The 21,387-nt window shown below is 48.4% G+C and carries 22 protein-coding genes; 6 read left to right on the top strand and 16 right to left on the bottom strand.

The features are described from left to right. Positions 1–151 precede the first annotated feature (151 nt). The 9 genes from CUS_RS08725 to CUS_RS08685 form a co-directional block, all read right to left on the bottom strand. Positions 152–700 (bottom strand): hypothetical protein, encoded by a 549-nt coding sequence (locus tag CUS_RS08725; protein ID WP_002849728.1) that lies wholly within the window; start codon positions 698–700, stop codon positions 152–154. Continuing rightward, a complete protein-coding gene (locus tag CUS_RS08720; protein WP_002849669.1) occupies positions 697–1,215 on the bottom strand; it encodes a hypothetical protein in 519 nt (172 codons plus the stop codon). Before CUS_RS08720 ends, CUS_RS08725 begins: the two co-directional genes overlap by 4 nt. Then, positions 1,215–1,652: an FMN-binding protein gene (locus CUS_RS08715; RefSeq protein WP_002849724.1), complete on the bottom strand. Its 438-nt coding sequence runs from the start codon at positions 1,650–1,652 to the stop codon at positions 1,215–1,217. Before CUS_RS08715 ends, CUS_RS08720 begins: the two co-directional genes overlap by 1 nt. Before the next feature lie 16 nt (positions 1,653–1,668). Beyond that, positions 1,669–2,358, bottom strand: a complete 690-nt coding sequence (locus CUS_RS08710; protein WP_002849689.1) for an ABC transporter ATP-binding protein — start codon at positions 2,356–2,358, stop codon at positions 1,669–1,671. 394 nt (positions 2,359–2,752) lie between these two features. Beyond that, positions 2,753–3,922 carry an ABC transporter permease gene (locus tag CUS_RS08705; protein WP_002849746.1) on the bottom strand — a complete coding sequence of 390 codons (1,170 nt, stop codon included), beginning with the start codon at positions 3,920–3,922 and terminating at the stop codon, positions 2,753–2,755. A gap of 18 nt (positions 3,923–3,940) precedes the next feature. Continuing rightward, complete coding sequence (locus tag CUS_RS08700; protein ID WP_002849795.1) at positions 3,941–5,233, bottom strand: ABC transporter permease; 1,293 nt, start codon at positions 5,231–5,233, stop codon at positions 3,941–3,943. Positions 5,234–5,244: 11 nt separating this feature from the next. Continuing rightward, positions 5,245–6,519 (bottom strand): Fe-S-containing protein, encoded by a 1,275-nt coding sequence (locus CUS_RS08695; protein ID WP_002849712.1) that lies wholly within the window; start codon positions 6,517–6,519, stop codon positions 5,245–5,247. Positions 6,520–6,656: 137 nt separating this feature from the next. After that, on the bottom strand, positions 6,657–7,334 hold the full coding sequence (locus CUS_RS08690; protein ID WP_002849616.1) for an iron transporter: 678 nt from the start codon (positions 7,332–7,334) through the stop codon (positions 6,657–6,659). A 69-nt stretch (positions 7,335–7,403) separates the two neighbouring features. Further along, entirely contained in the window at positions 7,404–9,035 is a 1,632-nt protein-coding gene (locus CUS_RS08685) for an FTR1 family protein (protein WP_002849748.1), read from the bottom strand. A 697-nt stretch (positions 9,036–9,732) separates the two neighbouring features. On the opposite strand from CUS_RS08685, the gene CUS_RS08680 reads away from it, so the two are divergent. Then, the gene (locus tag CUS_RS08680; RefSeq protein ID WP_002849794.1) at positions 9,733–10,455 is read left to right on the top strand and encodes a hypothetical protein; all 723 of its coding nucleotides are present in this window, start codon (positions 9,733–9,735) and stop codon (positions 10,453–10,455) included. Positions 10,456–10,502: 47 nt separating this feature from the next. On the opposite strand, the gene CUS_RS08675 is transcribed toward CUS_RS08680, so the two are convergent. The 3 genes from CUS_RS08675 to CUS_RS08665 all read right to left on the bottom strand — a co-directional run bounded on the left by CUS_RS08675 (position 10,503) and on the right by CUS_RS08665 (position 12,319). Next, complete coding sequence (locus CUS_RS08675) at positions 10,503–10,934, bottom strand: phage holin family protein (protein WP_002849791.1); 432 nt, start codon at positions 10,932–10,934, stop codon at positions 10,503–10,505. A 178-nt stretch (positions 10,935–11,112) separates the two neighbouring features. Next, the gene (locus CUS_RS08670; RefSeq protein ID WP_002849662.1) at positions 11,113–12,096 is read right to left on the bottom strand and encodes a helix-turn-helix transcriptional regulator; all 984 of its coding nucleotides are present in this window, start codon (positions 12,094–12,096) and stop codon (positions 11,113–11,115) included. Position 12,097: 1 nt separating this feature from the next. Beyond that, positions 12,098–12,319 carry a DUF896 domain-containing protein gene (locus tag CUS_RS08665; RefSeq protein ID WP_002849685.1) on the bottom strand — a complete coding sequence of 74 codons (222 nt, stop codon included), beginning with the start codon at positions 12,317–12,319 and terminating at the stop codon, positions 12,098–12,100. 494 nt (positions 12,320–12,813) lie between these two features. On the opposite strand from CUS_RS08665, the gene CUS_RS08660 reads away from it, so the two are divergent. The 4 genes from CUS_RS08660 (at position 12,814) to CUS_RS08645 (ending at position 16,014) form a co-directional block, all read left to right on the top strand. Then, a complete protein-coding gene (locus tag CUS_RS08660; RefSeq protein ID WP_002849667.1) occupies positions 12,814–13,149 on the top strand; it encodes a sigma-70 family RNA polymerase sigma factor in 336 nt (111 codons plus the stop codon). 36 nt (positions 13,150–13,185) lie between these two features. After that, positions 13,186–14,526, top strand: a complete 1,341-nt coding sequence (locus tag CUS_RS08655) for an aminotransferase class I/II-fold pyridoxal phosphate-dependent enzyme (protein ID WP_002849770.1) — start codon at positions 13,186–13,188, stop codon at positions 14,524–14,526. A 189-nt stretch (positions 14,527–14,715) separates the two neighbouring features. Then, on the top strand, positions 14,716–15,039 hold the full coding sequence (locus tag CUS_RS08650; protein ID WP_002849772.1) for a cyclic-di-AMP receptor: 324 nt from the start codon (positions 14,716–14,718) through the stop codon (positions 15,037–15,039). A gap of 3 nt (positions 15,040–15,042) precedes the next feature. Beyond that, on the top strand, positions 15,043–16,014 hold the full coding sequence (locus tag CUS_RS08645) for an ATP-binding protein (RefSeq protein WP_002849771.1): 972 nt from the start codon (positions 15,043–15,045) through the stop codon (positions 16,012–16,014). Positions 16,015–16,056: 42 nt separating this feature from the next. Here CUS_RS08645 and CUS_RS08640 read toward each other — a convergent pair whose 3' ends face one another. Genes CUS_RS08640 through CUS_RS08625 form a run of 4 tightly spaced genes read right to left on the bottom strand, consistent with a single transcriptional unit; the run spans position 16,057 to position 18,920 of the window. Continuing rightward, positions 16,057–17,016 (bottom strand): D-2-hydroxyacid dehydrogenase, encoded by a 960-nt coding sequence (locus CUS_RS08640; protein ID WP_002849733.1) that lies wholly within the window; start codon positions 17,014–17,016, stop codon positions 16,057–16,059. A gap of 3 nt (positions 17,017–17,019) precedes the next feature. Further along, complete coding sequence (locus tag CUS_RS08635) at positions 17,020–17,379, bottom strand: hypothetical protein (RefSeq protein WP_002849742.1); 360 nt, start codon at positions 17,377–17,379, stop codon at positions 17,020–17,022. A 50-nt stretch (positions 17,380–17,429) separates the two neighbouring features. Continuing rightward, entirely contained in the window at positions 17,430–18,059 is a 630-nt protein-coding gene (locus CUS_RS08630) for a hypothetical protein (protein ID WP_002849789.1), read from the bottom strand. Continuing rightward, a complete protein-coding gene (locus tag CUS_RS08625) occupies positions 18,060–18,920 on the bottom strand; it encodes a PSP1 domain-containing protein (protein ID WP_002849792.1) in 861 nt (286 codons plus the stop codon). A gap of 756 nt (positions 18,921–19,676) precedes the next feature. Between CUS_RS08625 and CUS_RS08620 the strand changes: the two genes are divergently transcribed. Beyond that, entirely contained in the window at positions 19,677–21,242 is a 1,566-nt protein-coding gene (locus CUS_RS08620) for a cellulase family glycosylhydrolase (RefSeq protein WP_002849801.1), read from the top strand. Positions 21,243–21,387: the final 145 nt, after the last annotated feature.

Below are 21,387 nucleotides of genomic sequence, written 5' to 3'. Positions count from 1 at the left end.
AATTCGTCACAAACGCCTGTTTACGCGGTTAAGCGATGACCGCCCACCGCGATAATTGCCGTTCTTACCCGCTTGCGGCAGAACGGCAAACTATCGCCCATGCCAACAATTATGAATTGTGAATTATGAATTATGAATTAAAAAAGCGCCATTATATCATCTTCCACCTGAAATAATATATCACAAAGCACACCCCTGTGAACAGCAGTATGCCCGATAATATCATTGCAAGGTCGATACCCAGTTCTTTATACGACTTCGTGCCGAAGCTGAGCAGCATCGGCTTTGCGTTGCTTATCACATGCACCGCGATAGAGATGACCATAAGTATCTGTGTCGCCAGCTGTAAGCCGCCGAAAAAACTCAGGCGATAAACACCGTCATTTTTCCCCAGAAAAAGCAGTATGTGGAACGCTATGAATATCATTACCGCAAATCCGCTGACTCTTCTCAGCCAGAACAGCCTGTTCTCCTTATAATAGTGCGTCCCCGACTTTTTCATGGCTGTTACCGTGTCAACAGTCAGCTTTGTGCCGATGATAAGGTGAATAACTATCAGCGCCGTCATTACGTATGCGAGTACCTGCATCACAACATTGCCGCCCTCCATAACGCCCGCCAGCTGAAATCCGCCCACTACTCCATGAAAAAGGAAAAGCGCCAGTATCAGCATGCTTATTACTGCGTTTGCTCTTCTCACGCTTCTTCCTCCTCAGCCTGTTTTACGGTCAGCATATCTGCGTCAGTCATCGCCGCTATGCGTTCTGCACCGAACATGTCAGCTATCTCCTTTGACATCACTATCACATCGAACCGCCCGTTTTCTGCTTTTGAAAGCATCAGCATCACATTTTCGGTGCTGACTTTCATCTGATTTTCGGGAAGTATCGACTGGAAACTCTTTGCCATTTCAAGCCCCGCCGCGTCATTATCGGCTACGGTACAGCTTAAGTCCTCAAAGACGGTGTAAAGTTCTTCGTCCCTGCCCTCAGCAAAGAAACCCTCCCACGCCGCGAGATTTGCGCTGTTGGTATGCAGGCTTCGGTTTATGAACACCACATACTCACCAGACGGCTTGTCAAGCGCAGTGGACGCACTTGACACAGCGTCAGTGCCGCCGCGCAGACGCTTGTAATAGTCACTGTTAAGAAACGGCAGACCGAGCATCAGAAACAGCGCCGCCGCTGTAACGATGACATGACGCAGTACCCGCATTATTCCTCTGCCTGCTTCAAAGCCGCAGTAACAGCCTCCTTGAACTCATTGTAGTTGACAGTAGCACCGCTCACGCCATCGACCTCGTCTATATCGCCTTTTGACACCAGCTGAGAAGAATAATTCTCGCAAGCCGCCCTCGCACGCTGTGCCTTGCTGTAATAGTCCTTGTTCTTTATCTCGCCGTCTTCCTTGCCGTAGTTCTCGTCTTTGTAAGTTCCGTCAAGTTCGTAGGTCTTGAAAGTGCATTCTGTTATTTTTCCGCCCGATATGGTCAGCTCGACCTCTCCGTAGCCGTTGCCCTCTTCTGTACCGTCATCGCTGTGATATTCGGCACTTTTAGCCTTGTATGTGCCGTCCTTGTAAGACTTGCTACCGCATGCGGTCAGACCCGCTGTCAGCACCAGCACCGAAACTGCTATCATCAGCTTTTTCATAAGAAATCCCTCCGCTCTAGTCGAATCTTATCTTTCCTGTGAAGTTCTCGTTGACCACCTCTTTGCTGAGTTTGCCGCTTCTCAGCACCAGCGTGCGCTGTGCGACCTCAGCGACCTCAGGGTCATGGGTGACTACTATCAGCGTCGTACCATCGTCATGCAGTTTGTGGAACAGGTCAACAACGACCTCTTCGTTAGCTTCATCGAGGTTGCCTGTCGGCTCGTCAGCCAGGACTATCTCAGGATAATTTATCAGCGCCCTTGCCACGCACACACGCTGCTGTTCACCGCCCGAAAGCTGACTGGGCAGATGCTTTGCCCTGTCTGCCAGACCAACTCTGTCCAGCGCTTCGAGTGCTTCCTTTTCATCAGGTATGCTGTGATAATACTGTGCCAGCATGACATTCTCAACCGCTGTCAGGTAATTTACCAGATGGAACTGCTGGAAGATAAGCCCTATCTTGTCCCTGCGGATATTGGTCAGGTTCTTCTTCGACTCCTTTGATATATCCACACCGTCCAGCAGAACTTCGCCCTTGCTGGGCTTATCCATGCACCCGATAATATTCATCATCGTACTTTTGCCAGAGCCTGATGGTCCCATTATAGACACCCACTCGCCCTTTTCGACCTTCAGGCTCACATCATCGAGCGCATGAAGATCACCATAGATCTTATAAACATTCTTAAGTTCCAATAAACTCATTTTAAACTCCTATCTTAAATGGGGACACGCATTCAACACAGTCAATGCTCCCCCACACCCCAAACTTCAGCTTTGCTGATGTAATGCTGGACATTTTGCACGTTAGGCTTGACACTTTGTCCGCACGTTCGCAAGTATCAATAGGTGAGTGCCCCCACCCTGCCGACAAAACGCAGAACTTTCGCCCATGTCAACAATTATGAATTTTAAATTATGAATATGACTATCCCTTTAGCACACCGGCTGAAAATGCTGTAAACAAAAGGATAATTGAGCGCCCCATATCTTTCCCCCGCCTGCGGCGGGGGAAAGATATACGCCAACCGCCTTAAGTTCTGTAAAACCGCCGTTTTGGCGGTGTGTCAGCGGGATAACCACGATTATGAATTAACCACTACTCTCCTTTGAGGACAATTGCGGGATCAACATCTGTTGCGCTTCTTATGGGCATAAGGCTCGATATGCCTGTTACCGCTATGGAAGCCAGCACTGTTATCGGCAGAAGAAGCGGTCTGAACGATATCGAACTGCTGAACACATTGATGCTGACCTGTTGTGCGAACACAAAGCCCAGCACCGCGCCGAGAAGTCCGCCCAGCAGACCCAGAAGCATGCTCTCGCCCATAAATTCCTGTATTATGCTCTTGTCAGATGCGCCTATCGCCTTGCGCAGACCTATCTCCTTGCGGCGCTCTGCCACGACTGCTGTCATGGTCGTAGCAACGCATATCATCGTCAGCGCCAGCACGACTATAGTGACCAGAAGCACCAAAGCCTGCAATTTGGTAAGCACTGTAGCTTCCGATGCGGTCACGCGCTTTACAAGACTTGCATGCACGTTCTTAACACTGCCGTTTATCTCGCTGATATACCCCGCCAGCTGTTCGGCATCGGCAGAAACGCTCAGTTCTGCCACATCGAGAGTACCCTCTTCGCCCGTAAGTTCAGTCAGTGCATCAAGGCTCATGTAGATGTAGTTCTCTTCCGAGCCGCCTGTCTGCAAAACGCCCATTACCGTGAAAGGCTTGTAGGTGTCAAGAACGAACTCGTCCTCGCCGTCAGAAGTCGTTTCATCGTTCTCTGACACGGGGCTGTAAGAAACCTCTATGGTGTCGCCCGCTTTCAGCCTGAACGACTCTGCTACCGAAGCACCGATAAGAAGCTGACTGTCACCAGTGAACCACTCGCCCTCGACCCTCCAGTAAGGGCTTGCTTTTTTAGCGCCCTCAGGGTCGGTGCCTGCCGCAACGACAGGGATATCGTTTATCCTCACGTTCTCGTAGCGGTAAGGCGCAACGCCCACTATCTGCGTGCTGTCAATCTTCGACTGCCCCGCACGCACATCGTCTAAGGTGAAAGCATCATCGCCCGCAGTGAATATCATGTTAGCGCCGTAGTTTCTGAACTCAGCGCCCATCTGTCTTGGTACATCGTAATATATCGACACCAGCCCCGAAAGTATGGTCGCGCCGATGGCTATGGACAGAAGCGCCACGACCATTCGCGAACGCCGCCGCATAAGCGAGGCTGTTATCATGCGTATGAACATTTTTCTCTTTTTCATTTTACTTTGCCTCCGCTCTTATCTGCCGTGAAGAACTTCTGTCGGGCGCAGACCCAGCAGCATTCTTATGGCGGGTATCGAGCCTATCAGCGTCACCAGCACCACCAGCACCGCAACTATCGGCACTACCATCGGTCGCATCTCTATCGCTGAACCGAATACCGTGTGACCTATCAGCTGTGCAAAGCCAAATCCCGCAAAGAAGCCCGCAACACCGCCGATTATCGCTGTTATGAATATCTCGCACAGCACCAGCAGTGCCACCGACAGGTTATGCGCACCTATCGCTTTCATCAGACCTATCTCCTGACTTCTCTCCATAACGCTTGCCGTTACCAGATTGCATATACCCAGCGCCGCACCTATCAGGCTGAGTATGGTTATCAGTATCATCAAAAGCTGTGTCTTGCTGAGTATAGCACCCTCCGAGTCAGCTACCTGCCTTACGGGGGCGGCTACCGAATCGGTGATGACCTGCTGTATCTGATAGCATATCGAACTTGCATAAGCGGTGCATGTCCATGTTTCCATCTGCGCCACTGTCAGCGATGACGGGTCTTTTGCCGCACGCTCCGAAAGTTCGTTTTCGGGAGTTGTCAGTGCGCTGACTTCTATCTTGTCTACCCTGCCCTCAAGGTCGGCAAGCGCCTGCGCTGTGTCGAGCTGCATGTATATCTGCATATCCTCAGTGCCGCCCGCATCGTATATGCCCGCAACTTTCATATTTTTGTCAGATGCGGGACCGTTCAGATGGAGCGTGTCGCCCGCCTTAACGCCCAGCTTTTCGGCAAGGTCTTTACCGACCATCACTTCATCGGCGCAGTTGGCAGAAAGCTGTTCATCTAACCACGAACCTTCTGTCAGTTCCCACCAGCTTCGCAGACTGACAACGCCTGCATCAAGAGTTTCACCTGTGGGCAAGTCCATGTGGTGGTCGAACCAGCTTCCCACACACTGCACTTCAGTGCCGTCGTCAAGTGTCGCATCAACATTGACGAACGGCGCAAAATCCACGATATTGAATGCCCAGAAGATGGTCTTTATCTTGCCCAGTTCATCTTCCTGCAAATAAGCGCCGCTCACGCCGCCGTCCTCGACCTCATATAGGTTTGTCAGCACCGAATTTTCCTTCGGTACAACGGTTATGTTAGCACCGTAAGTTTTAAGTTCCTGATTTACCTTGTCGCCCACATCGAGCATAACGCTCAGCATAGCCGATGCGAGCGATGCGCCCAGCGCTATGGTAAAGGCTATCATCAGCATTTTTTTCCACTGGCGGAACAGTGTCCCGCGTATCATTCTAAAGAACATACTGCCCCTCCTCAGCTTCTCATTCGGTTGTTCTTGAACATCTTTTCGTGCTCGGTCAGACCGTCCAGCGGCACGAATATCTGTCCGTCACGTATCTCATAAGGTATGACAATCGGGTTGCAGCCGCCCTTGAAGCCGATGGTCTGAATATTCATGACAACATCGCACAGCTTGCACACCACCTGACCGTCTTTCTCAAAATAGCCTGTTTCACCGCAGACATCACAGGCATCAAGACCGATGCCGTAAGCCGAAGAATTCGGCTTTTTTATGACTATAAAGCGTATCTGTATATCGTTCTCGGTCACATAAGCAAAGCGGTGCAGGTGACCGTCATCGACCTGTTCAAACGGTACTATCACATAGCCGTTCTCGATCTTGGCATCTTCTACAGGCGACAGAGGAACTTCCCTGTTAGCCACCGCATCGAGGGTGGTGAATGTCACCATTCCAAAAACAAGGCAGAATATCGCGAGGTTAGCCCATGTTCTGGTAACGCGCCACTTTTTGCGCAGTTTGCGCTTCTGCGCGGGATTGTCGTAAGGTTCGTCAGCACGCAGACTCTTTATCCAGAGCAGTACAGGCATCACCAGAGCCGAGATAATTGCCGCATAAACGAATATATTGCTGTTATTGGAGGAAAATTTGACCAGTTCAAAAATACTGTGCTTGGTGTCAGGGTCGAAGTTTTCAAGCATGCGCTTGTTGAGCATTATGCCCAGACTTGCGCAGAACTGTCTTGCGGCGTTGATAAGGAGTAACGCCGCTGTAACGGCATAAGCCTGCCAGCCCGAAAGCCTCAGCATGCCGTTATGTACAGCCATCTGTGCCACGACCATAAGTATCAGACCGAAGATTATGCCGATGCACTTGAACAAAAAGCCAGTTGACAGCACCGATTTTTCTGTCAGCAGGATAATGTACGGGTACGCCAGCACATCGGGCAGTGCATAAAATATCAGCAGTGCCGCGACAACTCCGCCAAACACACAGCTTATCGCCCCCATGACCTTGTTTTTGCGGAATATGGAAATTATTATCAGCAGCAGCGAAAGTATTATCGTCACAGTGAATATGCGCAGGTTCCACAGCGAGGTATCTATTTTGGTGGTGGCATTTTTCATGAAAGCCATGACTGCCGCCGCCACGAAACCGACACCTGCGCCTATCCCGCCTGCATAAGCGCCGAAACGCTCTTTTATCAGTTTGATGAAGCCCCGCAGAGCGCCTGTCAGCACAGCCGCCAGCACCAGCGTTTCTACGGTCATCACAAAATATTTTAACACAGAGTTTCTCCTTTCAGAGGATATTTTCGTTAACCTGGATTAACCATTGTTAACTTCACAAACGCACAATATGCGCTGTAGACATTTTCTGCAGCGCATAGAGTATTTTTGTTTGAAGGAAATTTACCGATGTAAAATTACCACTCCTGAGGGACGTAATCCCAACCATCAAATGTAACCTTCAGGTTGCCGTCCTTGAAGTACTCATCGAAATTACCACCGGGACCTGTTTCTGCATCGGTGTGCAGCAGGTAACCGTTCTCTTCAGGATTGTGGAACTGGAACTCGATGCTGTAGGTATCTGCATCAGGCAGAGCTACGTTAGCACCGTAGTGAGGACCGTCAGAAGCGGACATTACCATGAAAGTACCCTCAGCAGCAACATTTCCGTCAGAACCGGTGATCTTGTAGTCAACGGTCATGTAAGGTACCCAGTCACCAACACCGAAGCCCAGATCGTTCTCCAGTGCGGAAACGTCAGCCTCAAGGTGAATGTTGAAACCGTCTACCTTCTCGTTGCCGTTAGACATCGGAACAGGCTGGAAGTAAACAGCAGAAACGTTCAGGAAACCAACTTCCTCGTCCTCAAAGATAGGATACTCGGTGAAGCCTGCAGCGCCGTCATCAGCAGCAGGGGTGTCCTCAACGACTGCATCTGTGCCCTCGCTCTTTTCGCTCTCAGCAGCAGTTGTTTCAGCATTGCTTGCAGCAGCCTTGCTCTCAGCAGTGCTGCTTGTATCGGTGTCGCCGCATGCTGCGAGGCTTATTGCCATCATAGATGCCAGTGCGATGCCGACTAACTTCTTCTTAGTCATGAAAAATTCCTCCTTAAGATATGACTTGGTTGCTCTATTATATTTACCCTGTATGCGGGATATAGTAGACTATTTCTTTGCCGCCTTTTTCTTAGGCGTTTTCTTTTTGGGTGCGATCTCCGCTTCAAACTGTTCGGTCGTTTCAGTCAGGTAATGTATGCCCTGTATGATGCCCAGCAGTTCGGGTATACCACTCCAGCAGAATGCCACGCAGACAAGTCCCTGACCGTATTTGCCCAGATAGAACTTATGTCCGCCAACACCGCCGAAGACAATTGCGAGTATGCCGGCTTCGTTCTTGTTTTTGGTACCAAACTTCTGCATAACGAATATCATCAGCGTTACAAATATCAGTATCAGCTGAGGTATCAGCGTTTCAAGCACAGGATAGATACCAAGTACGTTCAGCACATCGTTGAACGGTATGATAGCCTGTAGCCATTCGGGTGAAGTCATGTCGATGACATCGCCCTCGATAAGTTCCTTGATGCCCGCGCCCAAGAAAGATATGGACATAATGAACATCAGTATGCTGGTACCGAGAAAGAATGGTCTTATAGGCAGTTTCACACTTAAGAATCTGATGCACAGGAACACGACAGCCAGTACCACGACACCCACGCCGAAGCCGCCCCAGACATAACTCATGCTCTTAGCATCGTTGAGCAAAGGCTGGTAGAAGAGTATTACCTCAGCACCTTCACGGAACACCGCAAGGAACGCAGTAAATGCCAGAGTGAACACACTGCCTGTTTCAGCAGATACTTTCACCTGTTCATCTATGTACTTGTTCCATGTATCAGCTTCCGCTTTGGAAACCATCCAGTTGCTAACATAGAACAGCACCAGCACAGCAGTCAGCGCGGTAACACCCTCGATTATTTCCTGATTTGCGGTGTTTGCCAGCTTAAGCAGACTAAGCAGCCATGCACACAGGAAACTTGCGCCGATAGCCGCAACACAGCCGATATAAACGTGTTTCAGCTTATCCTTGTTGCCCGATTTCACAAGATATGCGATTATCGCGCCGACAACAAGTATCGCTTCAAGACCCTCACGCAGGATTATCGCGAAGCAGCTCGCAAAAGTCACCCAGACATTCGTGCCGCCGCTGCCGAGCGGTGATGAGCCGCTGTTTGCCGCAGGTGTTTCAGCCGAAGCAGTCTGTGCAGCATTCTCTGTAGTCGATGCCGTTTCTGAAGCAGCACCGCCCTCACCGAATGTCAGCTTTGACCCACCGCTGTCACCCAGACCATCAAGGTGATTAGCCTGACCGTGAAGTATCGCGCTGAGGTCATTGAAGTTCGATTTTATCTTTTCGATATCCTCGCCTTTTTTGACAGCCTTTCGCGCCGTCTTGAAAGCAAGTTCAGCCTTGCTGACTTCCGAACCCGAATAACCGTTGACATTTCTTTCAAAGCCCGATGTTTCATAATAGAAATTGTAGGCGTTGAGTATAGGCGTGTATGCTTCTTCGGTATTGCCCCGCGAATACAGCTGATATGATGCTTCCATCAGCTTATCGATGGAATCCGCCACATCGTTCCATGTATTGGCAGGCTGACCCGCCGCCTTGTATTCCTCCCAAGAGGGGTAGTAATCAGTTGACGCAAAAGCGATGATACCTGTGCTGAAAAGTGCCAGCATCAATGCCGTCAGTAACGGCAGCAACCTGCCAAATGCCGTCTTTTTATGATACATTATCCTTTTTCCTCCCACTGAGGCTGAATGCCTTCTGTCTGTTAGTGTTTGGCATGTTTAACTTAGTTTACCTAAGCTAACTTTGCCATAAAATACAAAAAGTCGGCACAAAGCCAACTTTTTCTGAATTTTATTTGTTCTCACTAACCGTCATTAATATTAGCACAACCTAACCATCAAGTCAAGAGATTTCATTTTTAGTTTACAATAATTCGTTTGCAAAGCCAAAAAATTATTTTCACAGCTGATGATTTTGTACACATTAGATATTTCTAACTACCGGACACAAATGAAAAGACCACCACAGCACAGCCATGATGATCTTAACATTGTAATAATTTAGGAAAAATAGGTTAAAGGTGTATCCATTTCTTTCGCGGCATAGTTTTATTTGTCTTTTCCGCATTCTTTTATTGTACACATTATACCACAATTTTCGCAACTTGCACGTTTTTGTCGTGAATTGCAGAGTTTTGGTCGCGAATTGCAGAACTTCGGTGTTTTCAAGCAAATATCTGTCAGATAGAAAATGTTATTTTTTATCGTTTCAGTCACAAAAATATAAAAATATGCGTTTCTTTATTAACAATGTGTAAACTTACCTTAACTTGTATTGAAATTTAAAAACAAATGGTTTATAATCATTTTAAATAAACATGGGGGAAGTCGGTCAGATAATAAAACAGGGGTGTCAAACATGAAGTATATACTTAAAGGATCATCATTCATATTAAATATAGTACTGAAAGTCGGCGGCGCAGGTGCGGCTCTCTGGGGAATATATCAGTATTTCATTGGCGGCAGCAGTGACGGTCTTACTGCCTGCGTGATCGGCGCGGCAGCTTTCATTATTTCATTTATAAAAATAAAACTGGAAAACGGCGATGAAGTCCTCTGGATAGCACACCTTCTTTTTAGTTTTACCAGATTTGTCATAGTAGGCTTGATAGTATACGGGCTTTACATTTTATGGGGTGAGGGCATAGCTTCAAATATCGGGACAGGCTGGTCTGTCGGCATAACGATCGCGGCTGTGCTTCTGGCGCTGTTTCTTTTCTCAGGCGGCACAGATGCTAAGGAACCCGAAACACCTCAGCGAGGCGCTGTCAAACAGCCGAGTACACTGGGATTGCTCGGCAGAGCCGCTTTTGCGACTTTCCTTGATGATGCTTTCTCGCCGCCCGACACTTCCATCAACATGAGCAGTTATGAACCGCATTATGACAATTCCGCTCAAATACGCCAGCAGCAGCTTGATGCTGAAAATGCCAGAAAAAAGCAGATGGCTGAGGAGGACGAGCGCAGGCGCAAGGAAAGCGAACGACAGTACTACGACTACCGCTACCGCAAAGCAAAACAAAGCGACCCCGATGAATACTACATCAAGACCAGACAATTCAAGCACTGGTCGGGCAACTGACACAAGAAAAATGCCGCATCGTCACGCAGGACGGTGCGGCATTAATACTATTGTCTGTTATCGGGCAGGCAGCCGCCCAATCCACCGAGATCTACATAATAATTCGAGTAGTCGATGCGGTTGGTGACCACAGTTATTTTAGTGTCCATCAGGTATGGAGTGGGGTCTTTGGGCATGGGCTGTGTGGTGAACACGAACTGTCTGCCTGTTTCGGGGGAATGGTAATAGCAGTCGATCACATAGCCGTTCTTGTAATTGTCGAACCTCACTTCCAGCTTTTCGGGGATAATGCGCACATTATCGGTCGCAAGGCGCATTTTGTCACGCTGTTCAAAACGCGGCACGATGAATATTTTGATTACAGTCATGGATATCCCCAAAAAAAGCCCGCCTATCAGTGCAGCCGCCAGACCGACTGAAAAGAACAGCGCTATTCCAACAGCCAACGCCACAACCAGTCCCGCCAGACCCAACAACATATAAATTCTCCTTTCGATGATCCGTCTGCATACAATTCGACCTCCCGTAAGGCTTGACCTTTCGCCGGGAGGCCGATCTGCTTATCATATGTGATCTTTTCTCGTTTCTCCGGGAATACTCTTCCCTTTCCTCTCCAAAAGCATGCGCCTCTCCAATGCGCCGCCTTTTCTGCGCTTGTCAGAAATTCTGCATTATATCTTCGATATATGCCTTGCCCTCTTCCACCACGTTCTGCGGTGCAACTATCTTTGCCTTCTTGCCGAACTGGAAGAACCAGCCCCAGAAAGTCGGCGCGATCTGAACATCGACGGTCAGTTCAAAAGTGCTCTCAGAATTTCTGCTGGGGTGGCAGTCAAGCCCGAATCTGTCTATAACGACATTTGCCAGCGAGTTGTCGAACTGCATGGTCACGCTCTCCGTTCTGCCGCCGTACATGCCGTACACCGACTGTAAGTTAGCGACCTCAGCCTTTTCCTCATCGGTGAGTTTTCTCGCATCGTTTTCGGTAAGTTCAACGCTCAGCATTCTGTCTACCCTGTAACGGCAGATCTTTTCATGCTTGTTGCAGTAGCACACCATGTAGTAGTTCTCGTTCTCCCACACCAGAGTGTACGGAGTTACCGTGTAGAACTCACCGCCATGCTTTAGCACCTGTTTTTTGTCAGGGTTGAACTCGGTATACTTGAACCTTATCTCCTTGCCAACGCTTATACCTTCCTGTATCTTGTTTACAGAATAGTAGATGACTTCATTGAAACTCTTGACACGGTTGTCTACATATATCTGTCCGTAGAGCTTCTCAGCCTCAAATCTGTTGGTAAGTGTCTGTAGTTTCTTGATAAGTTCTCTGGACTTCTTCTTGGTCAGAAATCTGCTCGATGCAACGATGTTTGCCAGCACCAGCAGTTCCTCCTGCTGAAATGTCCTCTCGCCCAGATAATAAGCGTTTGAATGACCATCTTTAACAGTCACGATGTCCATTCCGCTCTCACATAGCGTCCTGATATCATCATAGATGGTCTTGCGCTCAGCCTTTATGCCCCTTGAACCGAGCCATTCGATCAGCTTCGCGCCTGTAATGGTGTGCTTTTCATCTGTTTCCGTTTCAAAAAACTTCTTCATGGTCAGAAGCTTTAACTTCTGTCTTGTTTCAGCTGCCACTTTATTTATCCTCCCCGCTGCGCTTCATATCCTTCACCTTTATCTTTGAACCGTCAGGCTCAAGTATCGAGGTGTGCTCAAGAGTATCTGTGAAATTCGCCATGACACTCCGCCTGTATTCCGACCTCAGCGCTTCCCTTTCGGACTTCTCCGCTTCGGTCAGCTCCCTCTGTCGGGAAATGGCTGTCAGCTCAGATATTCTTTCCAGCTTTTTTTTCTCCATAAATTTTCACACTGCTTCCTTTTAAAATGCGGCAGACTCATTACTTGGTTCTGTAACTTTTTGTAATATCTCTGTAACCTGACAAAGCAAGAGCCGCCCACTCTTATTAAGGTGCTGACAGGCTTACACAATACCCGTCACCCGTCAAGGCTTACACAATACCCTGACTTTCAGATGCACAGTCCATCGAATTATTGCGAACATATGTATGCGTTTTTATCTTTCTGTTATATGTAAGATGTCCGTTTTAACTCCCCGAACCGTTATCGCAAGACCTATTATAGCACATCTTTCAACAAAAATCAAGAACAAATTGCACAAACAGTCCGATATTTTTCACTCAATTTGACCAAAAAAAATGAAAATTGCGTTTTGCCTTGACTTTGACCACAATATATGGTATACTAAAAACGCAAAACGAACATTCGCATTTCTAAAATTTACAATTTGGTTACATTTCTATTTCAGAGTAAATACAGGAGGTTTCGCAGAACTTGACCAAAAAAAGACTCTCTTTTGAAAAGGGCGAGGAGTATCTTGTAAGAGATGACAGTTTTGACAAAGACCTGTTCGATGACCCCGCCGAAGAAGAAAACAAGCCCGACCTCACCCGTGAGGGCAGAGCATTGCAGATGCTTTTGCAGGACAGTCTTACCCAAAAACAGAAATGCTATATACTATTATATTATAGGGACGGTCTGACAGTCAAGCAGATAGCGCAGAAATTCGGGGTGGATAAGTCCACCGTTTCGCGCACCATAAATCGCGGACGTCAGCGCATCGCAAGCGGTCTGACCCGTAATGCCATGCGCAGGCTATTCGATAAGTGATGGGTCATCGCCCTCGTTTCGGATAGGAGTGTAGTCATGTCGGCACCAATATACGAATTTGCCAAAACATATTCACAAAGCGGCATATCGCGTTTCCATATGCCGGGTCACAAGGGCAGGCACTTTCACGGTATGGAAGCGCTTGACCTTACAGAGATACGCGGTGCGGATTATCTTTTTGAAGCATCGGGCGTTATCGCAGAGAGTGAGGCGCAGACCGCAAAGCTGTTCGGGGCGCAGAAGACCCTTTATTCCACTGAGGGTTCAAGCCTTTGTATAAAAACTATGCTCGCCATTGCAGACAGATGCCGCGCTGACCACAGCAAAAGAATGCTGGTCATCGCCCCGCGTAATGTCCACAAGGCGTTTATTAATGCCTGCATACTTCTGGATATAGAGGTGTGCTGGGTCTATCCTGCGGTCAGAAGCCGTTCGCTGTGTTCATCGGGGGTGACGGCTGATGATATCGCGCGGGCTATGGAGAAATGTACCCGCAAGGCTGATGCCGTTTATATAACATCTCCCGACTATCTCGGTTTTATCGCTGATATCAGGGAGATATCAAAGGTCTGCAAGGGCGCGGGCGTTCCGCTGATAGTCGATGATGCACACGGCGCTTATCTGAAATTTCTCGAAAATGACACTCACCCCATGACACTGGGCGCTGACCTCTGCTGTGATTCGGCGCACAAGACACTTCCCTGCTATACGGGCGGGGCTTTTCTGCACATCTCAAAGGACGCTCCCGCAGGCTATGCCGAATGCGCAAAACTGATGATGTCGCTTTTCGCATCTACAAGCCCTTCTTACCTTATCATGGAAAGCCTTGACCTTTGCAGTGACTATCTGCTGAACGGCTACAGTTCTGACCTTGCAGTATGCGTAAAGCGCACCGCTCTTTGCAAAAAGCGGCTGAATGACATGGGCTGGAAGACTGTCGGTGAAGAAAAGTGCAAACTGACTGTCGCGGCGGGGGAATGCGGCATAAGCGGTGACGAACTGGGCGACAAACTCCGCAGTTACAGCATTGAACCTGAGTACACCGACCCCGATTTCGTTGTGCTGATGACCACCCCTTTCAACAGCGAAGAAGATTACACCAAACTGGAACACGCCCTTTCCGAGATACCCGTCAGCGGCGGCAGAGCGGCTGAATTTGACGAGATACCCTCTGCGGTGGTGCGCATGCCCATCAGACAGGCGGCGCTGTCACCTGCGAGAACTGTCCCCGTCGATGAAGCTGAGGGCTGTATCTGCGGCATGACCGTCACAAGCTGTCAGCCGTCAGTGCCCATAGCAGTCAGCGGTGAAGAAATGACCGCCGATATAATAAAAATTCTCAAAAGGTATGGCGTTTTCAGTGTAAGTGTGCTATAATATATAATGTGGTTATCCCGCTGACACACCGCAAAAACGGCGGTTTTACAGAACTTAAGGTGGCTGGCGTATGGTGCTCAATTATCCTTTTGTTTACAGCATTTTCAGCCGGTGTGCTAAATGGATAGTCATAATATATAATGTGATGCGGCATCAGACCGCACATATGATATCTCGGAGGAAACCTATATGAAACTTGTATATGCAATAGTCAACAACGATGACACATACGCAGTCAACAAGGGCTTGCAGAAGGCGGGCATACGCGCCACAAAACTCTCGTCAACAGGCGGTTTTCTGATGGCGGGCAACACCACTTTCATGATATGCTGTCAGAATGAACAGGTCGATGAAGTCATTGCGGTACTGAAAGAACATTCCCGCAAGCGCAAGCAGTTCGTGCCATCTTCAACTGTCACAGGTCCCGACGGCGGGCAGTCATACCCTGTTGAGGTAGCTATCGGCGGCGCGACTATCTTCGTCACCGACATTGAGCGCTTTGAACAGGTGTAAATGATGAAGATATACGGCAACAAGGCTCTGCTTGCACAGACTGCGAGAATGGTGTCGGCGGGGCGCGAACCCCATTCGATAATAATACACGGCGAAAAGGGGCTGGGCAAAAAGACGATGGCTAAGTACATCGCCGCACAGCTGATGTGTGAAGAACACAGCGGTGTCCCATGCGGCAGATGCAGGGCGTGTCAGCTGATAGAGCGCGGCGCTCACCCCGACCTTATTTTTGCACAGTCCAACGACAAGGGCAACTATCTTGTTGAGGATATCCGTGACAGCATAGTCGGTGATGCACCTGTTGCGCCAAATGAGGGTGACATAAAGGTGTATGTCATACCAGATTTTGACCTATCGATACAGACTTCAATTCAGGTGCAGAACATTCTGCTGAAACTGATAGAAGAGCCGCCCGACCACACTGCGCTGATACTGACAGCACGCAGTAAGGAGGCTTTCCTGACCACCATAATCTCCCGATGTGTAAGTCTTTCTGTGACACCTGTCACCATGCAGGAAAGCGGCGAGTTCTTGCAGGCAAACTATCCCGACCGCTCGATGGAAGAGATACGCGAAGCCCTCGAAGCAGGAAAAGGCAACATCGGCAGATGCAAAGCGTACATCGAGCAGGAGCAGTTCTACAACGCGGTAGGTCTTGCGCGGCAGATAGCGCAGGCTTATGCAGGCGGTTCGGAATACGGATTTCTTAAAGCGCTGGCGGGTGCTGACGGCAAGAAATCCCTTCTGCGCGAGGCGCTCTACCTTTTTTCGGAACTTTTGCGTGATGCCTGTGTGCGCCTTGCAAACGGCGATGCTGTAGGCTGTGATACCGCGCTGGCAGATGCACTTTCCCGCAGGCTGACCCTCTCGGCAGGCACTGAGATCTATGACAAGATAACAAAATACATCAGACGGATAGATGCAAACTGTAGTCTGGGGCTAGTCTGCAACAGTCTGTGCGCAGACCTTTTTTAACATAAAAACAAGGCGAAGAAGCAGTTTCTTCGCCTTTTATTATTACCTGTTATTTACCACGTTCTGCGGTTGACCGTCACGCCACTTGCGCAGGTTCTCAGCAACCGTTTCAAGCAGCCGCTCTCTTGTCTGCTTGGGTGCCCACGCGATGTGCGGGGTGATGGTGATGTTCTTTGCATTTCTCAGAGGGCAGTCCTCACGCATCGGCTCAAATGTCAGCGTGTCGATGCCTGCACCTGCTATAACGCCTTCATTCAGCGCATCTGCGAGTTCCTGCTCGTTCACCACGCCGCCGCGTGCGGTGTTCACGAAGTAAGCTGTAGGCTTCATCTTCGCCAGTGCATCTTTGTTTATCATCTCTCTGGTAGTATCGGTCAGCGGACAGTGCATCGTCACCACATCGCTCTCCCGCAGTAACCTGTCAAGGCTGACAGCTTCAGCGCCGTCCCCAACCTTTTCGGGGGAACGTGTGAAAGTCAGCACTTTCATGCCGAAGACACGCGCTATCTCAGCCACTCTCCTGCCTATACTGCCGTAGCCGACAATGCCGATGGTCATGCCTTTGAGTTCGTAAGTCGGTATATAAAAGTAGGTGAACAGCTTGTAGTTTACCCAGTCGCCGTTATCTACCGTATCTGCATAAGCGCGAATTTTGTTGAAGTGGTTGAGTATCAGCGCAAATGTGTGCTGTGCCACCGAATCGGTAGAATAAGCAGGTACATTGCAGACAACAGCGCCGTGTCTGTCAGCGGCTTTCAGATCAACATTGTTATAGCCTGTCGCAAACAGACCAACATATTTCAGGTTTTTGCACTTTTCAAAGACCTCTTCGGTCACAAGGCACTTGTTGCAGATGACCGCGTCAGCATCGCCTATCTTATCCGCGACTTCCTCATTGGGCGTATAGCCGTATACCTGCGCTTCGCCCAGCGAAGTTATGCCATCAAGACTGACATCGCCCCCGCGCGAAACAGTTTCGCTGTCAAGGATAACTATTTTCATGGCTCAGTCCTCAAATGCGTTATCGACAGCATCGCCGTTCTCTTTCGGCGCTTTCTTCTTCTCAGCCTCAGCAGCTTTCAGCTTTTTGCTGTACTTGAACGAGAATACAGCCGCGCCCGCCAGCAGAAGCACCTCAGCCACGAAAAGCCCTGTGATAACAGGCTTTGATGTGTTTATCTGCGTAACGAAAGTCGCATCGCAGGCAAACAGCAGCAGCAAGTAGTGAAGCGACTTCTTATTCAAAAACTGCAAGCCGTACACGACAGTTGCGATCACGCAGAAAACAAGGTGCATACCCATCGGGAACGGTGTATACACGTTCTGCATCGTAGTTATAGCGTCATTTGACAGTATTGTGAACATTTTAAACATCTCCGTTTTATGTCTTTGTCCGCCTTTCGGCGTATTTTTATCTAAATATTTCTCAGTTCATCGCTGTATCCGCAGTTATCCATCTGCAAGATCGTGTCAGCGATATGCTTTTCGGTCAGGAAAAGCGGGGCTTCATCGATTATCTTGTCACTGTAGTCATCAGCAACATAAGCCGCAAACTTCCCTATCAGTTCAGCAGAACAGCCCGCTATATCTCGTGGTCTGCCCGCTTTTACCAGCTTTACGCACTCAGCATAGTCAGCCTGCTTTGTCACAAGGCTGTTGAACTTGTATAGTTCTTTCCACTTCTGGGCGGTCATATCATCATAACCGAAGCCCAGCGTCCCCAGAAACTCAAATATCTTCGGCTGAACTGCTTCGTCCCACGCAATATCCGACCAGCAGTGGAACAGATACCCGCGCAGGAAATCTCTGCTGTCCGCGAACTGTTCAGCGTTATCCTTTGCAAAAGCCTTAAGCTGAGCCTTCCACTTGTCATAGTCCTTATCGCGGATATGAGCGGTATAGCGGACTTTCTCGCTTGCCTGTTCCATGCCGTAGTTGACACAGTCGGGGGCTATCGCGCCCAGCAGGAAGTCAGCCTTATCCTCAACGCCCAGACTTTCAGCCATATCATAAGCAAGCAGAAGATGTACAGGTGATGATGGCATTTACTTCCCCTCCAGTCCTTTAAGCGCACGAAGTTCATTCTTATCGACTCTGATATTGCCGTCCTTGATGACTTCAACATCTTCCTTTTTGACGGTCACCACATTGTCCGAACGATCCATCTTGACCCTCAGCTTGCCCGTAAGCAGATTTACCTCCTGCACCACGCCCTTGCCGTCAGCGGTCTTTACTATCGCGCCGACTTTCGGGGTGTGTTTCAGCAGATCTTCATAGCTGTCCTGCTCGTATTTCAGACAGCACATAAGTCTGCCGCAGCAACCGCTGATCTTTGTGGGATTAAGGCTAAGACCCTGTTCCTTAGCCATTTTGATGGAAACAGGCTGGAAGTCGCCCAGAAACCTCGAACAGCAGAACGGCTGACCGCAGATGCCCAGACCGCCCAGCATTTTTGCTTCATCGCGCACACCTATCTGTCTGAGTTCTATCCTTGTCCTGAATATGCCCGCCAGATCCTTTACCAGTTCGCGGAAATCCACCCTGTTCTCAGCAGTGAAGTAAAAGAGCATCTTATTGTTGTTAAAAGTGCATTCAACATCGATAAGATCCATTTTCAGCTTATGCTCTTCGATCTTTTTGCGGCATATCTCGAATGCTTCCGCTTCTTTCTGCTTGCTTTTCTCGATGGATTTCAGGTCACGCTCATCAGCCTTTCTGATAATTGGCTTGATGGGGTTCTTGAAATTCTTCTCATCTATCTCGCGGTCAGTCATCACGACATCACCGCACTCAACACCTCTGGCTGTTTCAACGATGACCTTATCGCCCTCTGTCAGCTGAGTGTCCTGCGGGTCGAAATAGTATATTTTTCCAACGCTCTTAAAGCGCACTCCGATTATCTTCATATGCGTTCCTTTCTTTATTTATCGGGATCGGACCTTTCGGTCCACATACATATAAAACTATGTGGTCACCACACTAAAAGCACCCCAACAAACGCGGTCTGCCTGAGCATAAAGCTGTTAACACATCTATTCCGACCACTGCAAGTGACGTAAAGATATATAACGCTCAAACACCATTTTGAGCACAGCATTTTCAGATAATGCACTAAAGGGATAGCCACACTTTGTTATTATAACACATTTTTCTGCAAAAGTAAAGGGGTGAGTTTCCCGAATTACGCAGATCATTGCGTCAAGTATATTCTTCCCTGCCTGCTGCTGAGAAGAATACACAAAAATACAGCCTTATTTTATCAAGAACGAATTACCTGTTTCCAAATCGATATGGTAAACGACATAAAAAATTATGACTATCCATTTAGCACACCAACTAAAAATGCGGTAAACAAAAATATACGCCAAGAACCTTAAGTTCTGTATAGCCGCTGTTTTGTGTGGTGTGTCAGCGGGATAACCACATAAAAAATTTCACATATCCCTTTCGCAGATACTTCGATAATTGTTTCTGTGAGCGGGATATGTCTGAGATCAAATATCGTTTGCAATAATTCACTGCAAAAGTATTCAGTAAAGCAGTATTATACCATAATATGACAACTTTGTGAAATGCACAGTCAGATAGTTGACAAAATGGTTACAATCGGTTATAATAAAAATGGTATATTATATGTTTTTTCGACCCTTAGGAGTGATAAAATGAAAATCAAAGAGCGTCTGACTGAACGAGTTGCCGCTTGTCTGCTTTGTTTTGGCGCAACAGCCGTCGTCTGTGCTGATGCGGCATCAACAGGTGACACAGCGGTTACAAAAGTTACAGCTAAAGATGTTTCAAAATATACAGCCGCTCAGCTAAACGCTGATATGGGACTTGGTCTGGCGGCGAACGAGGGCTTTGATACGGCGCAGGCAAGATCCGCTAAAGATCGCGGTCTTAATACTGTCAAGGTTTCGGCGGACTGGTCTGAGCATGTTTCGGCTGACGGCGAATACACCATTGATGCCGACTGGCTGGCAGGTCTGAAAAAAACTGTTGACGCTGCTGTTTCGCAGGATATGTACATTATCCTTGAAGCAGAGAGCAAATCTGACGATGGCAGGTCAGCTGTCTGGGAACAGCTGGCTGAAAATTTTGCAAAATATGACAGAAAGCTGATCTTTGCGGGCGATCTTACCGAGCCTGTAACGGCTGAGAATGATACTTCGGGGAAAAATAACACATCTGACAAGACAGAGAAAAAGAGTGTCATACAGACCATTCGCTCAGTCAAGGGCAATGAACACAGGGTACTGCTGTTAAATTCGGCAGACTGGTATGATGTGGCTGCCGATGCTGACATGATGGTGTCGGTAAGCGGCGAAAGCCTCGATGTCACGGGTACTGCTTTTACAGAAGAAGATACCGACATGATAAAAACTCAGCTGGGCAGGTACGAACTCGACTGGCTGGACGCGGGGATACCCGTTGTTATCAGTGGCGCTTCCGAGAGCAGTTTTGCAAAAGCCGATGAAAATGTCAAGTGGGCTGAAAGTTTCGGCACTCTGGCAAAGCAGCTGGGCGTTCCCGCAGTGTTTGAAAACATCGGCGGCAAGTACGACAAGGCAGCCGTAAAACTCATTGATACATACAAGAACGGTACGGTAACAGGTACAGTTCTGGAGAGTTTTGATGCCGAAAAGGGTACAAAAGTCGTTAACAGCGGCTATGTTGACCTTAAGTTGAAAAGCGGCGGCAAGATCACATATGACCTGACAATGGAAGAACTTTTCGGTGATGCTGATGCTGAAAAAGTCACTGCGGTCAGGTTCACCGGAAGCTGCGGTTTCAGACTGGGCAGTGAAAAAGGTAAGGACAGTCTTAAACGTGTGCTGACCGCCGATGAACTTAAAGGCGATTCGATAAAGATAACTTCTGAAAGTTCGTGGGGCAGGGTTTATTATGAGGTGCTTGCAGCCGATAAGGTGCTTGAACCTTACACAAAGTATCTGCAATTCACCGAGCCTGATGAAAACGGAAAATGCTACGCGCGTGCAGTGATGATGGTAAAGGAAGAAGATGTGGAAGATGCCGTATCGGTAAAATTCACTTTTGACCTGAGCGGTCAGTCTGCAAGCGTAAGTTCGGGAAAATTCTACCGCGCGGTATCTCAGCAGGGCGAGATTATCGACCCTGATGACGGATATGTCTTCGTGGCAGCGGTAATATCGGGAATACCCGAAGAAGCAGCAGAAGATCTGACCATTACAGACATCGAACTTGTCTGAGCGGTCAAAACCGTTTGTGCCGATATGACCATTTATGATCGTGGTTATCCCGCTGACACACCACAAAAACAGCGGCTATACAGAACTTATAGCAATCCAACTTTTTAAATTCACAAAATCCAGTCGCAAAAGCTGGGATTTATGG

The sequence above is a fragment of the Hominimerdicola alba 8 genome (assembly GCF_000178155.2).
GTDB classification, from domain to species: domain Bacteria; phylum Bacillota; class Clostridia; order Oscillospirales; family Ruminococcaceae; genus Hominimerdicola; species Hominimerdicola alba_C.
The sequence above is the reverse complement of the archived record's forward strand: the minus strand, read 5'-3'. Positions and strand labels throughout refer to the sequence as shown.